Annotated in this window: 3 protein-coding genes; all 3 read left to right on the forward strand. The window is 62.0% G+C overall.

What is annotated here, in order from left to right; genetic code table 11:
- Nucleotides 1–408: PilN domain-containing protein (locus AB4Z11_RS31835; RefSeq protein WP_442030193.1), on the forward strand; the 408-nt coding region annotated here is incomplete at its 5' end.
- Nucleotides 409–416: 8 nt separating this feature from the next.
- Entirely contained in the window at nt 417–1,079 is a 663-nt protein-coding gene (locus AB4Z11_RS31840) for a type 4a pilus biogenesis protein PilO (RefSeq protein WP_442030195.1), read from the forward strand.
- Nucleotides 1,076–1,360 (forward strand): pilus assembly protein PilP (locus AB4Z11_RS31845; RefSeq protein ID WP_442030196.1); only part of this gene is annotated, 285 nt, incomplete at its 3' end. The genes AB4Z11_RS31840 and AB4Z11_RS31845, both read left to right, overlap by 4 nt.

Here is a 1,360-nt window from a genome sequence, read left to right on the forward strand (position 1 = left end):
CAGGAAATCGAATCGCTGAAAGCGCGCCAGGAAGCGGTCGAAGATCTGCAGGCCGACCGCAACCAGCCGGTGTATTTGATGGATGAACTGGTCAAACAGACGCCCCCTGGCGTTTATCTGAAAGGCTTCAAGCAGGAAGGCCAGAAGGTCACGCTGAACGGTTATGCCCAGTCGCAGGAACGTGTCTCCGAACTGCTGCGTAACTTGGCCGGCAACTCGCCCTGGCTGGAGCGCCCGGACCTGATCGAAGTGAAGGCCGCAACTCTTGGCAAGGATAAGAACACCGGCCGCAAGGTGGTCGAGTTCAACCTGTCCGTCAACATCAAGCGTCCGCGCGACAAGGACAAGCCGCAAGACGGCAAGCCTGGCGCCAAGAACCCGCAGGCGACTGCGGCCCCGAAGAGCTGAGGCGCACCATGGCAATCGATCTGAATCAATTGGGAGACTCGCTGAAGTCCCAGTTCCAGGGCCTGAACGGCATTCATCCTGGCATGTGGCCCATCGTCCCGCGCGTGCTGTGCGGCGTTGGCGTGGCGGCAGCCGTTGTGGCGCTGGGCTACTTCGGCTACTGGCAAGGCCAGTTCGAGGAGCAGGACGCCGGCGCGCAGCAGGAGCTGAAGCTGCGTGACGAGTACAAGCTCAAGACCGCGCAGGCGGTCAACCTGGAAGCGCTGAAGAAGCAGAAGGAAAAGGTTGACGAGTACGTGCTGCAGATGGAGAAGCAGCTGCCGAGCAAAGCGGAGATGGCGGCCCTGCTGTCGGACATCAACCAGGCGGGCCTGGGCCGTGGTCTGCAGTTCGAGCTGTTCAAGCCGGGCAAAGTGGACGTCAAGGAATACTACGCCGAGCTGCCGATCGATATCCGCGTCACCGGCAACTACCACGACGTCGGCTCCTTCGCCGGCGACATGGCCAATCTGCCGCGCATCGTGACGCTGAATAATATGACGCTGAACACCGGCAAGGATGGCAACACCCTGGTGCTCGATGCCGTGGCCAAGACCTTCCGCTACCTCGATCCGGAGGAAGTGGCGGCGGCGCGCAAGGCGGCCGCTGACAAGAAGAAAGCGAAGAAATGATGCGCCGCGCGATCCTTACCCTGCTGCCCCTGCTGGCGCTGGCCGGCTGCGGTGACAGCGATGTGCAGGAAGTCCGCACCTGGATGAAGCAGGTGGACTCTCAGACCCAGCCAACGGTCAAGCCGCTGCAGGCGCCGAAAAAATTCGTGCCCTTCGCCTATGCCGCAGCGGATCAGCCGGACCCTTTCAATGCCAACAAGCTGCTGGCTGAACTGGCGAAGTCGCGTCCCGGTGGCGGCCTGCAGCCGGACACCAACCGCCGCAAGGAATTCCTCGAAAGC

Origin of the sequence: Pseudoduganella sp. RAF53_2 (assembly GCF_052113985.1) — a bacterium.
Taxonomy (GTDB): Bacteria; Pseudomonadota; Gammaproteobacteria; order Burkholderiales; family Burkholderiaceae_D; genus Rugamonas.